At 65.6% G+C, this 16,047-nt stretch carries 14 protein-coding genes; 8 read left to right on the top strand and 6 right to left on the bottom strand.

Features of this window, described 5'->3' with window-relative positions; translation table 11 throughout:
• Positions 1 to 87: 87 nt before the first annotated feature.
• A complete protein-coding gene (locus tag ACCC94_RS19580) occupies positions 88 to 753 on the bottom strand; it encodes a TetR/AcrR family transcriptional regulator (RefSeq protein WP_413351173.1) in 666 nt (221 codons plus the stop codon).
• A 100-nt stretch (positions 754 to 853) separates the two neighbouring features.
• Positions 854 to 2,764 carry a 3-dehydroshikimate dehydratase QuiC gene (gene quiC, locus ACCC94_RS19575; RefSeq protein ID WP_413351172.1) on the bottom strand — a complete coding sequence of 637 codons (1,911 nt, stop codon included), beginning with the start codon at positions 2,762 to 2,764 and terminating at the stop codon, positions 854 to 856.
• Positions 2,765 to 3,294: 530 nt separating this feature from the next.
• Between quiC and ACCC94_RS19570 the strand changes: the two genes are divergently transcribed.
• A complete protein-coding gene (locus tag ACCC94_RS19570) occupies positions 3,295 to 4,629 on the top strand; it encodes an MFS transporter (RefSeq protein WP_413351170.1) in 1,335 nt (444 codons plus the stop codon).
• Positions 4,630 to 4,836: 207 nt separating this feature from the next.
• Here the strand turns inward: ACCC94_RS19570 and ACCC94_RS19565 are convergent, their stop codons facing one another.
• The 3 genes from ACCC94_RS19565 to ACCC94_RS19555 form a co-directional block, all read right to left on the bottom strand.
• Entirely contained in the window at positions 4,837 to 5,256 is a 420-nt protein-coding gene (locus tag ACCC94_RS19565) for a cupin domain-containing protein (RefSeq protein WP_413351168.1), read from the bottom strand.
• 262 nt (positions 5,257 to 5,518) lie between these two features.
• Positions 5,519 to 6,400, bottom strand: coding sequence for a Dyp-type peroxidase (locus tag ACCC94_RS19560; RefSeq protein ID WP_413351166.1), 882 nt, complete (start codon positions 6,398 to 6,400; stop codon positions 5,519 to 5,521).
• Positions 6,401 to 6,491: 91 nt separating this feature from the next.
• The gene (locus ACCC94_RS19555) at positions 6,492 to 7,076 is read right to left on the bottom strand and encodes a DedA family protein (protein ID WP_413351163.1); all 585 of its coding nucleotides are present in this window, start codon (positions 7,074 to 7,076) and stop codon (positions 6,492 to 6,494) included.
• Between the two features lie 383 nt (positions 7,077 to 7,459).
• Here ACCC94_RS19555 and ACCC94_RS19550 point away from each other — a divergent pair, with 383 nt between their 5' ends.
• A complete protein-coding gene (locus tag ACCC94_RS19550; RefSeq protein WP_413351161.1) occupies positions 7,460 to 8,911 on the top strand; it encodes a sodium:solute symporter family protein in 1,452 nt (483 codons plus the stop codon).
• Positions 8,912 to 9,221: 310 nt separating this feature from the next.
• Here ACCC94_RS19550 and ACCC94_RS19545 read toward each other — a convergent pair whose 3' ends face one another.
• Complete coding sequence (locus ACCC94_RS19545) at positions 9,222 to 9,587, bottom strand: GFA family protein (protein ID WP_413351159.1); 366 nt, start codon at positions 9,585 to 9,587, stop codon at positions 9,222 to 9,224.
• A 164-nt stretch (positions 9,588 to 9,751) separates the two neighbouring features.
• On the opposite strand from ACCC94_RS19545, the gene ACCC94_RS19540 reads away from it, so the two are divergent.
• The 6 genes from ACCC94_RS19540 to ACCC94_RS19515 all read left to right on the top strand — a co-directional run.
• Positions 9,752 to 10,951 carry an MFS transporter gene (locus ACCC94_RS19540; protein ID WP_413351157.1) on the top strand — a complete coding sequence of 400 codons (1,200 nt, stop codon included), beginning with the start codon at positions 9,752 to 9,754 and terminating at the stop codon, positions 10,949 to 10,951.
• Positions 10,952 to 10,970: 19 nt separating this feature from the next.
• A complete protein-coding gene (dkgB, locus tag ACCC94_RS19535) occupies positions 10,971 to 11,774 on the top strand; it encodes a 2,5-didehydrogluconate reductase DkgB (protein ID WP_413351155.1) in 804 nt (267 codons plus the stop codon).
• Positions 11,775 to 11,832: 58 nt separating this feature from the next.
• A complete protein-coding gene (locus ACCC94_RS19530) occupies positions 11,833 to 12,840 on the top strand; it encodes a zinc-binding dehydrogenase (RefSeq protein WP_413351153.1) in 1,008 nt (335 codons plus the stop codon).
• A gap of 124 nt (positions 12,841 to 12,964) precedes the next feature.
• Positions 12,965 to 13,747 (top strand): SDR family oxidoreductase, encoded by a 783-nt coding sequence (locus ACCC94_RS19525; RefSeq protein WP_413351152.1) that lies wholly within the window; start codon positions 12,965 to 12,967, stop codon positions 13,745 to 13,747.
• Between the two features lie 373 nt (positions 13,748 to 14,120).
• Positions 14,121 to 15,026 carry a LysR substrate-binding domain-containing protein gene (locus tag ACCC94_RS19520; RefSeq protein WP_413351151.1) on the top strand — a complete coding sequence of 302 codons (906 nt, stop codon included), beginning with the start codon at positions 14,121 to 14,123 and terminating at the stop codon, positions 15,024 to 15,026.
• Positions 15,027 to 15,128: 102 nt separating this feature from the next.
• Positions 15,129 to 16,047, top strand: a 919-nt coding sequence (locus ACCC94_RS19515; RefSeq protein WP_413351149.1) for an FUSC family protein, incomplete at its 3' end; no start/stop codon positions are given.

The raw sequence follows: 16,047 nt of genomic DNA, 5'->3' as shown, positions 1-16,047 counted from the left end.
GAGCAAGCTCGCTCCTACGAAGAGCTCCGGTGCCCGCCTGTAGGAGCGAGCTTGCTCGCGAACAGCCCCGCTCCGATTCCAACCGGCTTACGGCTGGATAAACCGCAACACCGCCTCGATGATCATGTCCTTGTGCCGCGCCTTGATCGCCGGGTCTTCCAGCTCGACCTGGAACAGCGAGCCGACGGTATGGCGGTTGGACACGCGATAGAAGCAGAACCCGCTGATCAGCATGTGCACGTCGATGGCCTGCAGGCCATCGCGGAAAACACCGCTGACAGCGCCGCGCTGGAGGATGTCCTCGATGGTGCGCAGGATGTTGCTGTTCATCGAACGGATCGCCTCGGAGCCTGCGGCGAACTGGCCGTAGTGGATGTTCTCGATGCAGACGATACGCACGAAATCGACGTTGCGGTCGTGGTGGTCGAAGGTGAAATCCACCAGTCGGCGCATGGCCTCCAGCGGCTCCAGTTCGGCCAGGTGCAGGGTCTGCTCGGTGCCGCGGATGTCGCCGTAGAGCTTCTCCAGCACCGCCTGGTAGAGCTGCTCCTTGCTGCCGAAGTAGTAGTAGATCATCCGCTTCGAGGTGTTCATGCGCTCGGCGATGGCGTCCACCCGCGCACCGGAGAGCCCCTGCTGGACGAATTCGACGATGGCCGCCTGGAGAATATCCTCGCGGGTCTTCTCCGGGTTGTTCTTGCGGCCCCGGCGAGCGGTTTCGGCGGAGATCGGCTGGGTAGCGCTGTCGGTCATGGCTCGGCATCGTCTGGCAGGCGCCGAGTGGCGCCTGCTTGGCTGAAGGGATGCGCGGATTATGCGCGCCGCTGCCCTTCCGAGGCAAAACGCGGCTGGACTAGACCTTCGGCCGGCGTGTCGTACCTTTGCGCGCCTGGGCCATGGCGGCCAGACGCACGGCGACGTTGGCCGCGCCGTAGCCTGCGTAGCCGCCGCGACGCTGGATGATCTCGAAGAAGAAGCGCTCCTCGAACGGCTCGGTGTACACGTGGAACAGCTCGCCGCCATTGGCATCGCGGTCGTAGAGCACGTTGAAGTAGGCCAGCTCGCTGAGGAATTCGTCATCGAAGTCGAAGCGCGCGGCGAGGTCGTCGTAGTAGTTGAGCGGGATTTCCAGCAACGGCACGCCGGCGTCCTTCGCCCGCGCCACCTCGGCGAAGATGTCTTCGCAGGCGAAGGCGATGTGGTGAACGCCGGAGCCGCGATAGCTCGACAGCGCATGGGAGATCGCGGTGTTGCGATTCTCCGAGATGTTCAGCGGTAACCGCACGCTGCCGTTGGCGCTGCGCAGGGCGCGGCTCTTCACCAGCCCGTAGGGATCGGGCAGCACCACTTCGTCGTCGGCCTCGAAGTCGAACAGGCCCTTGTAGAACAGCACCCAGCTGTCCAGTCCGTCCGCCGGCAGCGCCAGGGCCATGTGGTCGATGCGTTGCAGCTGGCCGGTCGGCTCAGCGGCCGGATCGAGGCGGAAATCGACGTCATAGATCGTCTGCCCCGCGGCACGTTCTTCCACCAGGTAGATGAGACTGCCATCCGGCGCGCGCACGGCGGGAATCTCCCGCTCGTTGGGGCCGACCAGCCCGCGATAGGGTTGCCCCTTGTAGTCCTGGGCGCGCTGCAATGCGCTGGCGGCATCACGCACCCGCAATGCGGTGGCGCACAACGACGGACCATGGGCCTCGAAGAAGCTGTGCGCGAAGGAATAAGGTTCGGCGTTGAGCACGATATTGATGTCGCCCTGGCGCAGCAGGCTCACCGCCTTGGAACGGTGTTCGCCGGCGCGGGCGAAGCCCAGGCGCTCCAGCCAGTTGCCCAGGCGCGCACCAAGGGCTTCGTCGACGGCGAATTCGAGGAACTCGACGCCGTCCAGTTGACTGGCCGGTGGCGGCGCGAACAGGCAGTCGAGCTGCTCCTTCGGCGCGCCTTCGCCTTCCAGGCGCGCACGGGTCCTTTCCTCAAGGTAAAGCAGTGAGCGCAGTCCGTCGGCGGCGTTGGCGCGCGGCGGCGCGGCGCGGAAACCATCGTTGAAGATTTCCAGCGACAGCGGTCCGCGGTAGCCGCTCCTGAGGATCGGCGCGAGGAAGCCCGCCAGATCGAACTCACCCTGGCCGGGGAAGTTGCGGAAGTGCCGGCTCCATTCCAGCACGTCCATGGCCAGGATCGGCGCGTCGGCCATCTGCACGAAGAAGATCTTCTCCCCCGGAACCTGCGCGATGCCGGCCGGGTCGCCCTTCAGCGAGAGGGTGTGGAAGCTGTCGAGGATCATCCCCAGCGCAGGGTGATTCACTTCACGCACCAGGTCCCAGACCTGCTGCCAGGTGTTCACATGGCGACCCCACGCAAGGGCTTCGTAGCCCACGCGCAGACCGCGGGCGCCGGCGCGCTCGGCGGCAAGGCCGAGGTCTTCGAGGAGGAATTCGCGCTCGCCCAGGGAGTCGGCGGCAACGTTGCTGCACATCAGCACCAGGTCGGTGCCCAGCTCCTGCATCAGGTCGAACTTGCGCTCCAGGCGGTCGAGGTTGCGCGGAAGGCGGTCGCGGCGGCAGCCCTCGAAGTCGCGGAAGGGCTGGAACAGGGTGATCGCCAGCCCCAGATCGGCGCACAGCCGGCGCACTTCACGGGGGCTGCCGCCGTAATAGAGGAGATCGTTCTCGAAGATCTCCACGCCCTCGAAACCGGCGGCGGCGATGGCTTCGAGTTTTTCCGGCAGGGTTCCGCTCAAGGAAACGGTGGCGATCGAACGTTGCATTTCATTGACTCCTGCCGGAGGTGCTGAGGGCTTGTTGGAATCGGTTTCCGGCTGAGTCTGATTATTCTGGCGGTCCGGGTCAGCGGCAATTTAAAGTGTACTAACTGGTTAGTTTTGTGTTCGATTACCGAACCAAAGGCCGTTTATCGAATTGACGCTGTTCCGGCCGCTGCTCAAGATTTAGCCACGTCGACGCAATCCGGCTGCTCCCCGGCACTGCCTTTCCCCGGGAGATTCACCAGCCGCTGCGAGATGGCCTGTGTGTCATCCATAACAATTTCAAGAACGGGTAACTGCTCATGTACATCCTTCACCCTCGCCTCGTAGCTTCCATCCCCCATCCACAAGCAGTCAGCCTGATGCCAGGCTCGTGTTGTCTGCCCGGACGCCAGCGCGCCCACTGATTTTCGCCAGCCACCGCAACTCTTCCCTGCAATCCACGCCGATCGGCGGTGGAGCAGCCGGAGCACCTGCGGCACGACAATAATTCCTGAGGCTGCGCGTCAGCCCGATAACGGATGGCCCCGATCATGATCCATACGCAATCCGCTCCCCTCGCCGCGGTCGCCCCGCACGGCTCGTCCTTCTTCGGCAAGGTGCGTGGCGCCATGGCCGTCGGCAAGGTGCGCTGGGGCATGCTCGCCCTGGTGTTCTTCGCCACCACCCTGAACTACATCGACCGCGCCGCCCTGGGCGTGATGCAGCCGATCCTCGCCGAGAAAATGGCCTGGACGGCCATGGACTACGCCAACATCAACTTCTGGTTCCAGGTCGGCTACGCCATCGGCTTCGTGTTGCAGGGCCGGCTGATCGATCGCATCGGCGTGAAGCGCGCGTTCTTCTTCGCCGTGCTGCTGTGGAGTTTCGCCACCGGCGCCCACGGCCTGGCCAGCTCGGCGACCGGTTTCATGGTCTGCCGCTTCATCCTCGGCCTGACCGAGGCGGCCAACTACCCGGCCTGCGTGAAGACCACGCGTCAGTGGTTCCCGGCCGGCGAACGAGCCATGGCCACGGGCATCTTCAATGCCGGCACCAATGTCGGCGCCATGCTCACCCCCGCGCTGCTGCCGTTGATCCTCGCAGCCTGGGGCTGGCAGGCGGCGTTCCTGTGCATGAGCGCGCTGGGCTTCGTCTGGGTAGTGCTGTGGAGCCTTAAATACTTCAACCCCGAAGATCACCCGACGGTGAAGCAGAGCGAGCTGGACTACATCCAGGCAGCCGACGAGCCGCCGGCCGAGCGCGTGCCCTTTTCCGCCATCCTGCGCATGCGCGGCACCTGGGCCTTCGCCGTAGCCCTTTCGCTGACCGCACCGGTGTTCTGGTTCTATCTCTACTGGCTGCCGCCCTTCCTCAACCAGCAGTACGGCCTGGGCATCAGCGTCACGCAGATGGGCATCCCGCTGATGCTGATCTGGCTGACCGCGGATTTCGGCAGCATCGGCGGCGGCATCCTCTCGTCCTGGCTGATCGGCCGCGGCATGAAGCCGATCAACGCTCGCCTGCTGTCGATGTTCCTCTGCGCCTGCTCGATCATCGGCGTGGTCTTCGCCGCCAAGGCCAGCGGACTGTGGATCGCCGTGGCGGCCATCGCCCTGGGCGTGGGCGCGCACCAGGCCTGGACGGCGAACATCTGGAGCCTGGTGATGGACTACACGCCCAAGCACATGATGAGCACGGTGTTCGGCTTCGGCGGCATGTGCGCGGCGATTGGCGGCATGTTCATGACCCAGATCGTCGGCTACATCCTCACCGTCACCCACAACAACTACGCGCTCCTCTTCACCATCATCCCGACCATGTACTTCCTGGCCCTGGCCTGGATGTTCTTCATGGCCCCGCGCAAGGTGCCCGGCGCGACGGAGTGAGCCTCCCCCGCGTACGGCGGATAACGCTGACGCGTTATGCGCCCTACATCTCTAGTGACCCTCGACCTGCGTAGGGCGCATAACCTGGAACAGGTTATCCGCCGGCACCTTTGCGGCGGATAACGCTGGCGCGTTATGCGCCCTACGAACGGATGCACAGCCTGTAACGAAGAACCCCGCCAATTGGCGGGGTTCTTCGTCTTGCACCTACTTCTTCAGCGGCGTCAGCACCGGCGCCTTCTCGTCCAGCAGCATCCACACCAGCAGCTTCGCCGGCTTTTCGTTGCTGGCGTTGCGCGACACCAGGTGCGGCGTGTTCGGCGCCTCGTACCAGGACTGGCCGGCCTGGTAGGTAACCGGCTTCTGCCCTTCCAGCTGGGAGATCACCGCGCCTTCGAGCACGTAGGCAAACACCGAGCCGCTGTGCACGTGTGCGCCGGAGGATTGCCCCGGCTCGTAGGAGACGGTGATCATCAGCCCCTTCTTGCCTGCCGCATCGGGGAGTTTCTGCTCCAGCTGGACGGCGACCTTTTCGCTGCGGGCATCCGCCTCGTGGGAAAGTGCCGGCAGGCTGAGCGCCAGGCCGAGGCCGGCGAAGAGGAATTTCAGGGAAGTGGTGGCGGGCATGGCGTTGACCTCGGGCAGTGGGAAGATGGGTCCACGCTACGCCCGGCATTGGCGAGGGCCAACAGCCAATTCGGCGGAAGATCGGGGTGCCATTGGTAGGCAGGCGGCTAGCCCGTACGGTGCCGGTTCGCGAGCAAGCTCGCTCCTACGAAGAGCTCGCAGGAGTTCCCCTGTAGGAGCGAGCTTGCTCGCGAACCGGCGCGCCAGCGCCCACAAAAAGCCCCGCTCATGGGCGGGGCTTTTTGTGGGCGCAGCGGCAGAATCAGCCCAACAGCGCACTCAGGTCCAGCAGCCCACCCTTGCGCGGCGGACACCAGTAATAGCCACCGGTCAGCGGCCGGCTGAAGCGGTACAGCGCGTCGGTGATGCCGTCTTCCAACCCGCTCATGCGGCGCAGCTGGACTTCGAAGGCATCCAGGGTGCAGCCGAAGGCGAGGAACATCAGCCCGGCGTCCTGGCCCTGGGTCCAGGGCATGGAGCGGCGCACGATGAAGGCTTCCGGCGCGAAGCTCTCCTGGGCGGTGCGCTTGACGTGGGCGGACTCCGGAGCGTCGTCCAGCTCTTCGTTGTCGCTCAGGCGGCGGCCCATGATGTCGTCGCGCTCATGTTGCGGCAGCGCGGCGAAGTCCTGCAACTGATGGCGCCATTGCTGGATGGCGGCAAAGCTGCCACCGGCCAGGCCAGCCCCATCGGCAACGATGGCAGCGGCAATCGCGTCGTCGTCGTGAGGGTTCTCGGTACCGTCTTCGTAGCCGGTCAGGTCGTGGCCGCTGCGGTGGCGGAAGGCCTCGGTCAGGCTGCTCAGCTCCAGGGCGGGCGCCAGCACGGACTGGATTTCCTGGGTGCGCAGCAGCAGGTCCCCGCGCTCGTCACCGCGTAGCCAGACCCACAGCGCATGCGGGGTGGAGGGATTATCGACGCCCACACCGGAGATCGCCGGGAACTCGCGCAGCCCGTCGATACGGCGCCCCAGCGCCCGCACCAGCGACTCACCGAAGCCAACCACCGCGCGCTCGCCATCGGCGAACTGCATCAGGCGATCCAGCGCGGCGGGCAGGTCCTGCAGCGACTTCAGATCGAAGAACAGGTGGCGGGCGTGGGCGGGAACCGGGGTGGCGAGAATGCCGGGCTGGTAGAGGCTCATGACAGCGTCCTTGAACGAAAGAGCGGCGATTCTAATCGCGCCGCGCGCGAATCCAAACCGCTCTGTATCAAGGACTTGGCGATCAGCTCGCCTATGTGTCGAGCTTGCGCCGCTGGCGATGCCGCGCGTAGCGCCAAACCGCGATCCCCGTGAAAACCAGTACCACGCCGACAAACACCGGCAGACGGTAAGGCCGCAGGTTGCCCAGCCACTGTTCCAGCAACTGCCCGGCCCAGTAACCGGCGGTTGCGAACAGCAGCGCCCAGCAGAAGGCGCCGAGCAGGTTGATCAGCAGGAAGCGCAGCGGTCCTACCCGGCTCGCGCCGATCAGCAGCGGCCCGGCGAGGCGCATGCCGTAGAGAAAGCGCACCGCGAAGATCGACAGGTGCGGATAACGCTCGATCAATCCGGTGACCCGCTCGATGGCCAGGCCGCGCCTCTGCAGCCAGGGCACGGCGCGGTCCCCGGCACGGCGGCCGATCCAGAAGAGCAACTGGTCGCCCAGGGCTCCCGCCAGCGTCGCCCAGAACACCACCGCGGTGAAGCCGAGCAGCCCCTGATGCGCCGCGATACCCGCGAGCAGCAGCATCGATTCGCCTTCCAGCAGGCAACCAAGGAAAAGCACCGGATAGCCGTAGGCCGGAAGCAGTTGGGCGAGGTCGAGATGCTCGAACATGAAACTCCTTGTATGCGTGCCGCGCCAGGAGCCCTGGCGGCCAGGTGGATGTTCTGCTTATCGAACATCGCCTGTAAAAAATAAACGACTAACCAGTCAGTCAAAATCGTTAGCAGCCAAACAAATCAAACCTTTATCCACACCACTCGTCTTGAGATGTAATTTTTTTCGCTCATAGCCTATTCAAGTGTTTGACATATTTGACGGATTTGGCAGACTGCGGCCCGTTGTCGCAACTGGTTACGTTTTTCCGGCTCCCACTGCCTGGTGCACCGGATGACCTTGGCCGCGCAACCCAACAAAAACAACTTTGTCAGTCGTGGCCCACCTGCCCGAGTTTCGTCTCGGCGGTACGGTTCCCGGCGAGCCAACGGAACGAACAAATGCTGATCTGGTTTGTAGCGGTGTATCTGGTGATCACCGTAGCTGTCGGTTTCTACGCCACCACCCGCGTGCACAACTCCTCGGACTATGCCGCCGCTGGCCGGAGCATGTCCTTCCCCCTCGTCGTGACCATGGTGTTCGCCACCTGGTTCGGCTCCGAAGCCGTGCTGGGCATTCCAGCCACCTTCCTCGAAGAAGGCTTCGCCGGGATCATCGAAGACCCCTTCGGCTCCTTCGGCTGCCTGATGCTGGTCGGCGTCGTCTTCGCCCGCCCGCTGTACCGCCTGAATCTTCTCACCATCGGTGACTTCTTCCGCAAGCGCTTCGGCCAGCACGTGGAAATCTTCACCAGCCTGGTGATCATCATTTCCTACATGGGCTGGGTCGCCGCGCAGATCACCGCGCTGGGCGTGGTCTTCAGCGTGCTCTCCGACGGTGGCCTGACCACCACCCAGGGCATGATCATCGGCACCATCATCGTCCTGCTGCACACCCTGTTCGGCGGCATGTGGTCGGTTGCACTGACCGACTTCCTGCAGATGATCATCATCGTCTGCGGCCTGTTCTACCTGGTCTGGCTGATCGGTGACATGGCCGGCGGCCCGGTCAACGTGATCAGCCACGCCGCCAGCGAAGGCAAGTTCACCTTCCTGCACGGCACCTCGGCCAAGGACATCGTCGCCTTCCTCGGCGCCGCGGTGACCATGATGTTCGGCTCCATCCCGCAGCAGGACGTGTATGCCCGCGTGATGTCGGCCAAGACCGAGAAGATCGCCCAACGCGCCACCATGACCGGCGCCTGCTGCTACCTGGTGTTCTGCATGCTGCCGATCTTCCTGATCTACGCCGCCTCGATGATCGAGCCGGAGATGGTCAAGCACTGGCTGGCCGAAGATTCCCAGCAGATCCTGCCGCACCTGATCCTGGAACGAACCCCGCTGTTCGCCCAGATCATGTTCTTCGGCGCCCTGCTCTCGGCCATCATGTCCTCCGCCTCGGGCGCCCTGCTGGCCCCGTCGGTGACCCTGACCGAGAACATCGTCAAGCACTTCCTGCCCAACATGAACGACCGCCAGGCCCTGCTGGCCATGCGTTGCAGCGTACTGGCGATGACCGTCGCCACCTGCCTGTTCGCCCTGCTGTCCAACGCCAGCATCTACGAGATGGTCGGCAATGCCTACAAGGTGACCCTGGTCGCCGCCGTGGTGCCGCTGTTCTTCGGCCTGTTCTGGAAGCGCGCCACCACCCAGGGCGCCCTGACCGCCATCGCCTGCGGCCTGATCGGCTGGGTATCGCTGGAGCTGGGCCACCAGGAAGGCGACTTCTGGCCGCCGCAGCTGGTGGGCCTGATCTGCAGCGCCATCGGCATGATCGTCGGCTCCCTGGCTCCGCAGTTCAGCGCCCACCGTGGCGAGAGCGTGTCGGAAATGGCCGCTGCCGCCGGCAACTGATCGCTGTATGGATAAAAGGAAGCCCCGCCTTGTGCGGGGCTTTTTTCTGGGCGTCCGCCTGACGCAGACGTAGGGGGGATAACGCTGACGCGTTATGCGCCCTACGATCTATGCCCCTCACGCGGTGTGTTGCTGACACCCCTCCCAGTAGGATGGCGTGGAGCGCAGCGATACCCATGCTGCTACCACGCCACTTTCGGATCGGCTCCTGGCACTCCCACTATTACCTCCGTGTTGTGCGGTTCGCGAGCAAGCTCGCTCCTACGAAGAGCGCACGCACCCTGTAGGAGCGAGCTTGCTCGCGAACGCTCTACTCTGACGGCCCCGCCACTGTGGTCATGCTCTTGCCATCCACCCGCCGCAACGGCAGCGACTCGGGGTCGAATCCGTCGATGCAGCACGCATTCACGCTGAGCATCGACGGATTGCTGCGGCGCTGGTGGTAGACGTAGATGCCGCAGGTCCCGCAGAAATAATGCAGCGCGACGCCGCTGTTCCAGCGATACAGGCGCAATGCCTGGTCGCCGCGGGTCAATCGGAAATGGTCCTTCGGTACGGTAGCCATCAGGGCGTTGCGCTTGCCGCACAGCGAACAGTCGCAACGCACCAGTTCATCGAGCTCCGCGTCGAAGGCGAACGCCACCGCGCCGCAGTGGCAGGTGCCGGTGTAATGCATGCCTGGATCCTCGTCATGAATGTTTCTCAGCGTTATCCAAGCGTAGACGCCACCTTATTCGTGACTGCCATTCAACTATCCTTTGCCGTTTCCCGCGTTTTTCTCAAGGGCTGACTTCCGGACAATGCCTCCCATCGCATCCCATTCGTCCGGAGCACCACACCATGCCCCTCGCACTCCTGGCGCTGACGCTCAGCGCCTTCGCCATCGGCACGACGGAGTTCGTCATCGTCGGCCTGATCCCCACCATCGCCAGCGACCTGGGCGTCACCCTGCCCTCCGCCGGCCTGCTGGTCAGCCTGTACGCCCTGAGCGTCGCCATCGGCGCGCCGCTGCTCACCGCCATGACCGGGCGCATCCCGCGCAAGGCCCTGCTGGTCGGCCTGATGGCGCTGTTCACCATCGGCAACCTGGTGGCCTGGCAGGCGCCCAGCTATGAATCGCTGATCATCGCGCGCATCCTCACTGGCCTTGCCCATGGCGTGTTCTTCTCGGTCGGCTCGATCATCGCCACCAACCTGGTGAGCAAGGACAAGGCGGCCAGCGCCATCGCCACCATGTTCAGCGGCATGACCGTCGCCTTCGTCACCGGCATCCCGCTGGGCACCTTCATCGGCCAGCACCTGGGCTGGCGCGTGACCTTCCTGGTGGTCGCCGCCTTCGGCGTGGTCGCCCTGCTCGGCAGCCTGCTGTTCGTGCCGAAGAACATCCAGCACACCCCGCCGGCGCCGCTGCTGCGCCAGGCCCGCGTACTGCTGCAGCCGCGCCTGCTGCTGGTCTATGCGATGACCGCCGTAGGCTACGGCGGCTCGCTGATCGCCTTCACCTTCCTCGCGCCGATCCTCCAGGACCTGGCCGGTTTCAGCCCGAACATGGTCGGCGCCGTGCTCCTGGCCTACGGTGTCTCGGTAGCCATCGGCAACATCTGGGGCGGCCGCCTGGCCGACAAGCGCGGCCCGGTCAGCGCCCTGAAGATCATCTTCGGCCTGCTGGCGTCGGTCCTGCTGGTACTGACCTTCACCGCCGGCAATCCATGGCTGGTGGTGCTGACGGTGCTGGCCTGGGGCGCAGTGGCCTTCGGCAACGTGCCCGGCCTGCAGGTGTACGTCGTGCAACAGGCCGAGCGAGTCGCGCCGGATGCAGTGGACGTGGCCGCCGGCTTCAACATCGCCGCGTTCAACCTCGGTGTGGCCGGCGGTTCCTGGGCAGGCGGCCTTGTCGTCAGCCACCTGGGACTGGGCCATACGCCCTGGATCGCAGCCGTCGTCACCCTCGCCGCCTTCGGCCTGACCGCCCTGAGTGGCCGTCTGGACCGCAACAATTCCATGGAACCGGCCGCCCCTGGCGCGGTTCCCAATCACTGATCGACCAAGGAGATATCCCATGAGCGTTCCCGCATTCGGCCTCGGCACCTTCCGCCTCAAGGGCCAGACCGTCATCGATTCCATCCGCACCGCGCTGGACCTGGGCTACCGCGCCATCGACACGGCGCAGATCTACGGCAACGAAGCCGACGTCGGCGAGGCCATCGCAGGCAGCCGGGTCAAGCGTGACGAGCTGTACCTGACCACCAAGATCTGGACCGAGAACTACGCCGCCGACAAGCTGATTCCCAGCCTCAAGGACAGCCTGCACAAGCTGCGCACCGACCGCGTCGAGCTGACCCTGATCCACTGGCCGTCGCCCAAGGGCGAAGTCCCGGTCGCCGAGTTCATGGGCGCGCTGGCCGAAGCCAAGGCCCAGGGCCTGACGGGCGAGATCGGCGTCTCCAACTTCACCATCGCGCTGATGCAGGAAGCCATCGCCGCCGTCGGCGCCGGCCAGATCGCCACCAACCAGGTGGAACTGCACCCCTACCTGCAGAACCGCAAGGTCGTCGACTTCGCCAGAAGCCAGGGCATCCACATCACCTCCTACATGACCCTGGGCTACGGCAAGGTACTCAGCGACGAGGTGATCATCGAGATCGCCAAGCGCCACGGCGTCACCCCGGCGCAGGTCACCCTGGCCTGGGCCATGCAGCTGGGTTACTCGGTGATCCCGTCGTCCACCAAGCGCGAGAACCTCGAAGGCAACCTGCGCGCCGTCGACCTTCGCCTGACCGATGCCGACATGACGGCCATCGCCGCTCTGGAGCGCAACGAACGCATCACCAGCCCGGAAAGCCTGGCCCCGGCCTGGGATTGATCCGCCGCTGTCCGATAGCCGCCCCTCGGGGCGGCTTTGCCGTTTCCAAGGAGTTTTCATGAGTATCAACGACTACGCGGCCTGGACCTGGACGCCCGGTGCCGGCCTCGACGGCCTGAAACTGTCGCGCCTGCCGGTACCCGCCCCCGGACCGGACGAGGTGCTGGTGGCCAATACCGCCATCGCGCTGAATCCGGTGGACTGGAAGATGATCGACTGGGGCCGCGACGACTGGCAGCAGGGCCAGGTGCCCGGCGTGGATGGCGTCGGCATCGTCATCGCGGTGGGCAGTGACGTGAACCTGCGCGCCGGCGCCCGCGTCGCCTATCACCAGGCCCTGACCCGCGGCGGCAGCTTCGCCGAATACACCGTGCTGCGTGCCCGTGCCGTCTACCCGGTGCCGGACTCGCTGGACGACGCCACCGCCGCCAGCCTGCCCTGCCCCGGCCTCACCGCCTGGCAGGCGCTGGAAAAACTGCCCGCCTGCACCAACCGCGATGTGCTGGTGACCGGCGCTGGCGGTGCGGTCGGTTACCTGCTGGCGCAGCTCGCCCTGCAACGCGGCCTGCGCGTGTGGGTGACGGCCTCGGCAAAACACCGCGAGCACCTGCTTCAGCTGGGTGTCGCCGGGGTCTTCGATTACCGCGACGGCCAGTGGCCCCAGCAACTGCTCGAAGTCCTCGGCCCGCGCCGCCTGCACGGGATCTTCGACACCGTCAGCGGCAGCCATGCCGCCGGCCTCGCCCCGCTGCTGGGCTACAACGGCCACCTGGTATGCATCCAAGACCGCCAGGACAGCGCGCCGCTGCCGGCTTTCAGCACGGCCATCTCGCTGCACGAAGTGGCGCTCAACAGCATCCACGCCCACGGCGACGCGCTCGACTGGCAAGCGCTGCACGCCGCTGCTGTGCGCCTGTTGCAGGGCGTCGCCGACGGCCAGCTGCACGCGCCAGCCAGGCAGTTCTTCGACTTCTCCGAGCTGCCCGAAGCGCTGCGCCGCTTGAAGTCTGGCGAAGGCAGCGGTAAATGGATCAGTCGCCTGCCGGCGCCGGCGGTCATTGCCTGACCGGCAGCGCAGGACGATGCGTATTTCGTAGGAGCGAGCTTGCTCGCGAACCGCATTGCAGTGGGGGTTGGTTCGCGAGCAAGCTCGCTCCTACAGGTTTATTCCCGTATCAGAGGAGAACAACATGGATCTTGGCATCAAGGGCCGCTGGGCCGTGGTCTGCGCCGCCAGCAAGGGCCTGGGCAAGGGCTGCGCGCTGGCGCTGGCTCGCGAGGGCGTGAACCTGGCGATCAACGCCCGCGACGCCGCCACCCTCGCCGCCACGGCCGCGCAGTTGCGCGAGCTGGGCGTGGAGGTGCGCGAAGTGGTCGGCGACATCAGCCAGCCGGACGTGCGCGCTGCGCTGATCGCCGCCTGCCCGCAGGTGGACATCCTTGTCAACAACGCCGGTGGCCCGCCGCCCGGTGATTTCCGCGACTGGGAGCGCGAAGACTGGCTGCGTGCCCTGGAGCTGAACATGCTCACGCCCATCGAGCTGATCAAAGCCACCATCGACGGCATGGCCGAGCGCGGCTTCGGGCGCATCGTCAACATCACCTCCGGCGCGGTGAAGGCGCCCATCGACGTCCTCGGGCTGTCCAACGGTGCCCGCAGCGGCCTGACCGGCTTCGTCGCAGGCCTGGCCCGCCAGCCGCGCGTGGCTGGCCACAACGTGACCATCAACGGCCTGCTGCCCGGCTCCTTCGACACCGACCGCCTGCGCAGCGGCATCCAGCGCGCCGCCCAGCTCGGCGGCCACGACGAAAGCGAACTGGCGGACGCGGAAAAACGCGCAATCCCCGCCGGGCGCTTCGGCAGTGCCGAGGAGTTCGGTGCCTTCTGCGCCTTCCTGTGCAGCGCCCATGCGGGCTACCTGACCGGGCAGAACCTGCTCCTGGATGGCGGTGCCTATCCCGGCACCTTCTGATCGTTGGTGACATCCCGTAGGAGCGGACTTTGTCCGCGATCGATTCTCCGCCGCGCCGATCCACCACGAAGCGCAGCCAGCCCATCGCGGACAGAGTCCGCTCCTACGCAACAGGAAACGACGGCGCGGCCTGTAGGAGCGGACCTTGTCCGCGAAATCCCGCCGCCACCCCGGCATTGCAGGATGAGCACCGTCGACATCGTTCGCCAAGCCTGAATGCCCGCTATCGGAATAGGTGCTGGCGCGAAGAATTTCGCGGACAAGGTCCGCTCCTACGCAGGCGACGCAGCGAAGCTGGCCTGCAGCAATCCAACTGGGACATGCCCGCTTCAAGCCCCTACAATCCTCCCGCCGCTCCCGAACAGGCCTGCCGATGAAAGCCCACTCCGACGAACTCAAGACCTTCGCCACGGTGATCGACTGCGGCTCCATCACCGCCGCTGCCGAGCAGCTGGGGCTGACCCCCTCGGCCGTCAGCCGGGCGCTGTCGAAGCTGGAGGAAAAGCTCGGCACCACCCTGCTCAACCGCACCACAAGGCGGATGAAGCTGACCGAGGAAGGCGAGTTCTTCCTGGAGAACGCCCGTCACATCCTTGAGCAGATGGATGCCCTGGAAGAACGCCTGGCCCTGCGCCAGCAATCCCCGGCCGGGCGCTTGCGGATCAACGCCGCCTCGCCCTTCATGCTGCATGCGGTGGTGCCGCACATCGGCGCCTTCCGCGAGCGCTATCCGGACATCGAGCTGCAACTCAACACCAACGACCTCAACATCGACCTGCTGGAACAGAGCACCGACATCGCCATCCGCATCGGCCACCTCGCGGACTCCAGCCTCCACGCCCGGCCGCTGGGCAGCAGCCGTCTGAACCTGCTTGCCGCACCCGGGTACCTCGAGCGCCACGGCACCCCGACCAGCCTGGAAGAGCTGCTCGGCCACTCGCTGCTCGGCTTCACCCAGCCCGAGGCGCTGAATGTCTGGCCGATCCGCCACGCCGGTGGCGACACCCTCGCCGTCGACCCGTCGCTGTCCGCCTCCAGCGGCGAAACCCTGCGCCAGCTGGCCATCGGCGGCCAGGGCATCGCCTGCCTCGCGAGCTTCATGACCTGCGACGACATCCGCGCCGGCCGCCTGGTGCGCGTGCTGCCGCAGATGACCAGCGAACGCCGCCAGCCGATCCACGCGGTGTACTACCGCAATTCGCAACTGGCGCTGCGCATCCAGTGCTTCCTCGACTTCATCCAGGAACGTCTGGCGCAGTCGCTGAACGCCGCCGACTGACCTAAGAAATTTCCCACAGCCGAAAAACCTCGACCACACTCAACAGGGTTCGCGACGCTCCATCGCCAGGGGCGTCATCCCCGCTGTGATCGAGGGCCTGGCATGTCACCCATGCTGCTGTACCTGCGCGCCATCATCCACCCTGGCCGCGACACCCTGCTGTTCGCCCTGCGCACCGTGCTTGCGGGGCTGCTGACGCTGTACCTGGCATTCCTGCTCGACCTCGACCAGCCGAAATGGGCGACCATGACGGTGGTGATCATCAGCACCCCGCTGGCCGGCATGACCCTGCAGAAGAGCTTCGCCCAGGTGATCGGCACCAGCATCGGCGCCATGGTCGCCGTGGCGATCATGGCGCTATTTCCCCAGGCGCCGCTGCCCTTCATCGTGACCCTGGCGCTGTGGCTGGCGATCTGCACCGCCGGCGGTACCCTGATGCGCTTCACCTACTCCCATGCCTTCGTCCTCAGCGGCTTCACCGCCGTGATCGTCGCGCTGCTGGCCCAGCCTGCGCCGGAATCCACCTATACCCTGGCCATCACCCGCGTTACCGAAACATTACTGGGCGTGGCCTGCGTGACCCTCGTCAGCCTGTTCTTCGCCCGTCCGCAGAGCGTGGCGCGCGGCTACTTCGCCAAGGTCGACCAGTTGATCCGGCTGATTGCCGTGCACGCCGCCGCGGTGATCCGTGGCGAAGAACGGGAGGAAGACTTCCGCCAGCGCCAGCAACAACTGCTCGGCGAGATTTCCGCGCTGGAGATGCTGCGCCGCCATCTCTATTTCGACGCCCCGCGCCTGCGCGGCGCCGACGAGCTGGTGCAGCAACTGGCCAATCAACTGGTGCTGATGACCTCGCGGCTGGCCATCCTGCGGCGCCAGCGCAAGCTGATCGAGGCGCGCCTGAGCGGGCCGCTGCCCAAATCCGTGCGCCGTCTGCGCGAGGACGAGCTGGCCTGCCTCGCCGAACTGGCCGAGTTCGGCCGCGACCTTCCCGCCCCCACGCGCAAGCGCATCACCCAGT

The sequence above is a fragment of the Pseudomonas sp. Pseusp97 genome (genome assembly GCF_047304025.1).
GTDB lineage: Bacteria > Pseudomonadota > Gammaproteobacteria > Pseudomonadales > Pseudomonadaceae > Pseudomonas.
This window is presented reverse-complemented; position numbering and strand designations above follow the sequence as displayed.